This window comes from Methylosinus sp. R-45379 (assembly GCF_001644125.1).
GTDB lineage: Bacteria > Pseudomonadota > Alphaproteobacteria > Rhizobiales > Beijerinckiaceae > Methylosinus.
The window spans coordinates 1-3,954 of the sequence record NZ_LUUM01000311.1 but is presented as its reverse complement, the minus strand read 5'-3'; the positions used below and the strand labels follow the sequence as shown (position 1 = coordinate 3,954).

At 65.1% G+C, this 3,954-nt stretch carries 1 protein-coding gene; it reads right to left on the bottom strand.

Going from position 1 to position 3,954, the window contains the following annotated elements:
• Nucleotides 1–708: 708 nt before the first annotated feature.
• Entirely contained in the window at nt 709–3,705 is a 2,997-nt protein-coding gene (gene polA, locus A1351_RS23170; protein ID WP_064034046.1) for a DNA polymerase I, read from the bottom strand.
• Nucleotides 3,706–3,954 lie beyond the last annotated feature (249 nt).

The following is a 3,954-nucleotide window of genomic DNA, read 5'->3' as shown; positions in this document are numbered from 1 at the left end:
TCTCCAAGGGGCACGATCCGGTCGCACGGTCGCCGGTTTGTTGGGGACATATCGCGCGTCCAGGCTGAATGAGATTTTGAAACGTCTGCGCGAGTTTGGCAACGACGGACGACGTCGTTGGGCATTACAAGCCCCCTCCCCCACCTTGACAATATCCAGAATATATTCCTATACTCCCTCACCCTCGCCGAACGGCAAGGGCCTCTCTCTGGGGTAGGAGCGGGGCCGGCGGGGGCGCGGTTTCGAGAGACGCGGGGCGGCTACCCTCGTTCACGCGCTCGACGCCACTCCGCCGGCGCGGCTTCTCCTTCGTGCGGAGGCATTTGGGAACAAATGCAAAAGCCGGCCGAATATCCCAGGCTCGCGCGGGAATAGACTACCTGAAAGGGAAAAACACACCTGGGTCGGGAGGCGGAGCAGAGGAGGGGCAGACCGCGTTCGGGACGTCAAAGCTTCCGATGCGTCTTTTTACAAAAAGGCCCTGGCCGACGGCGGCCGCGGCGTCCCGAACGACCTTGCATCACCTGCGCGACGCGGCGGGGCGCATTCGCGCGCCCTGGATTCGCGAGACGAGCCCACTCGCCAGCCCTCTCCCGCAGCCCTGCGGCCGTCATGGCCGGGACAAGCCCGGCCGTGACGTCGGGGGGCGACGAGGATGCGCGCATTCGATAGCCCGCTTCGCTGGCGCGACCGCAGCGTCGCTCCCCATCAATGCGCCTCGTCCCAATTCTGCGCGGCGCGGGCTTCCACTTCCAGCGGCACGGAGAGCGTCACCGCCGGATGCGGCGCCTCTTCCATCACGCGCTTGACGATGCGGATCGTCGCCTCGGCCTCTTCCTTCGGCGCCTCGAACACCAGCTCGTCATGCACTTGCAGCAGCATGCGCGCGCTCAGCCTCTCATGCGCGAGCGCCGCGTCCATGCGCGCCATGGCGCGGCGGATGATGTCGGCGGCCGCGCCTTGGATCGGCGCATTGATCGCCGCGCGCTCGAAGAAAGCGCGCTCCGAGGCGTTGGAGGAGCCGATGCGCGGGAAATGGCATTTGCGGCCGAAGATGGTGGTGACGAGGCCGTTCTCCCGCACGGCCTTGCGGGTCTGGTCCATATAGCCGCGAATGCCGGGGAAGCGCTCGAAATAGCGCTTGATATAGGCGGCCGCCTCCTCGCGCGGAATGGAGAGCTGATTGGCGAGGCCGAAGGCGGAAATGCCATAGATGATGCCGAAATTGATCGCCTTGGCGCGGCGGCGCACCTCTGACGGCATGCCCTGCACCGGCACGCCGAACATCTCGCTCGCCGTCATCGCGTGAATGTCGATTCCATCCGCGAAGGCCTGCCGCAATTGCGGAATATCGGCGATATGCGCGAGCAGGCGCAATTCGATCTGCGAATAATCCGCCGAGATGAGCACATTGCCGGGCTCGGCGACGAAGGCCGTGCGAATCTTGCGGCCGGCCTCGTTGCGCACGGGGATGTTCTGCAGATTGGGGTCGGACGAGGAGAGCCGCCCCGTCGTCGTCGCGGCGAGCGCGTAAGATGTGTGGACGCGTTGCGTCGTCGGATTGACGAAAGTGGGCAGCGCATCCGTGTAAGTGGATTTGAGCTTGGAGAGCTGTCGCCAATCCAATATTCGCGCGGCGAATGTGTTGCCGCTCTCGGCCAATTCGTCGAGCACGCTGGCCGAGGTGGACCAGGCGCCGGTCGCGGTCTTCTTGGCGCCGGGCAGGCCCATCTTGCCGAAGAGAATATCGCCCAATTGCTTGGGCGAGCCGAGGTTGAAGCTCTCGCCGGCGAGCTCGTGGATCTCGGCCTCGAGCCGCGCCATATCCTGCGCGAATTCGCCGGAGAGGCGCGAGAGAATATTGCGATCGATCGCGATTCCGCGCCGCTCCATCTTCGCGAGCACGCTCACCATGGGGCGCTCCAGCGTCTCATAGACGCTGGTCATATGCTCGGCGGCAAGGCGCGGCCTCAGCGCGCGCCACAAACGCAGAGCGACATCGGAATCTTCCGCCGCATATTCGGTCGCTCTGTCGAGCGGCACGCGCGCGAAGCCGATGAAGGTGCGGCCGGAGCCGGCGACGGCGGAAAACGGAATGCATTCGTGGCCGAGATGCTTCTTCGAAAGCTCGTCGAGGCCGTGATTATTGCGGCCGGCGTCGAGCACGTAAGAGATCAGCATCGTGTCCTCGATCGGCGCGACATCGATGCCGCAGCAGGCCAGAACGAGGAGATCATATTTCATATTATGCGCGATCTTCAGCACGCCGCGCGCTTCCAGCAGCGGCTTCAGATGCGCGAGCGCTTCTGCAAAGGGAATTTGCACGGGCGGCGGATCGCCGCCGAGCAGATCGGCGCCGGTGGGCGCGACATGCTGCAGCGGAATATAGCAGGCGCGTCCGGGCGCCGTCGCCAGAGAGACGCCGACGAGATCGCAGGACATGGGATCGAGCGAGGTCGTCTCCGTATCCATCGCGACGATTCCGATGGAGAAGGCTTCCGCGATCCAGGCGTCGAGCCGTTCGATCGTCGTCACCGTCTCATAGAGCGAGCGATCGATCTTCGTCGCGACGCCTTGCTCGCGCCGCGCCTCGGCGAGCGCGGCCGGGCCGAGCGCGCCCTTCTCCGCCGCGGGAGCTGCGGGCGCAGTCGCTTCCGGCGCGGGGAGGGCGGGCGTCTCGGCGACCTCGCCATTGCGGCCGCGCCATCCCGCCGGGCCGACAAAGGCCGGGTCCGGCTCTATCTCATTCGCCTCGACGCCATAGGTCTCCGCGGCGCGGCGCGTCAGCTGCGTGAACTCCATCGCTTGCAGAAAGCCGACCAGAGTCTTGCCATCCGGCTGATGCAGGCCGAGATCGTCGAGCGGAATCTCCAGCGGCGCGTCATCGACGAGCTTCACCAGTCTCTCCGACGTGCGGATCAGCGCGACGCTCAAAGGATCGGTCAGCGTCTCGCGGCGCTTGGGCTGCTTGATCTCGCTGGCGCGCGCCAGCAGCGTGTCGAGGTCGCCATATTCATTGATGAGCTGCGCGGCGGTTTTCACGCCAATGCCCTTGGCGCCCGGCACATTATCGGTAGAATCGCCGGCGAGCGCCTGCACATCGACGACCCTCGAAGGCGGCACGCCGAAATAATCGACCACCTCAGCGACGCCTATGCGCCGCTCCTCGCGCGCGCCCTTAGCTCCTGCTGTTCCCGAGGCGGGGTCGTACATCGACACTTTATCGTCGATGAGCTGCATCAGATCCTTGTCGGCGGAGACGATCAGCACATCGGCGCCACGCGCGCGCGCTTCTTTCGCGTAAGTGGCGATGAGATCGTCCGCCTCATAGACGTCCTGCTCGATCGGCAGCAGGCCGAAGGCGCGCACGGCGGCGCGCATCAGCGGAAATTGCGGAATGAGATCGTCGGGCGGGTCCTGACGATGCGCCTTGTAAGCGGGGTAGATCTCCTTGCGGAAGGAGTTCTCCGATTTGTCGAAGATGATGGCGAGATGCGTCGGCGTGAGATCGGCCGCGCCCTCGCGGATGAACTGAAACAGCTTGGCGCAGAACAGCCGCACCGCGCCGGTCGGCAGGCGGTCCGTGCGATAATTATATTTCGCGTCCTGCCGTATCGACTGGAAATAGGCGCGAAAGACGAAGGACGAGCCGTCGACGAGGAAGACGCGGCTGTCGGGACCGACGGGCTTATGTGTGAGAGTCATCGCGCGAGGAGCATGAACGCTAGGCCCTCATAGAGAGGGCGGAAAGGGCGCGCGCAAGATAGCCCCGATCCCTCGGCATGGATACCCCCGGCTCGGCCGCGGAGCGCAGGCAAAAAGGCCTCGCGCGGCCGAAGCCGGCGAGGCAGTGGGGATCGTCACACTTACGGCGTCGACGGTAATGTCTCCGCTGCGCCGTTGAACCGCCAATCGGCGAGCGGCGACGGGTCCAGCGATCGTGCCCCTGGAGAT

Excerpts from the sequence above, each read along its gene's own strand:
- polA (WP_064034046.1), bottom strand. The coding sequence starts at position 3,705 with ATGACTCTCACACATAAGCCCGTCGGTCCCGACAGCCGCGTCTTCCTC.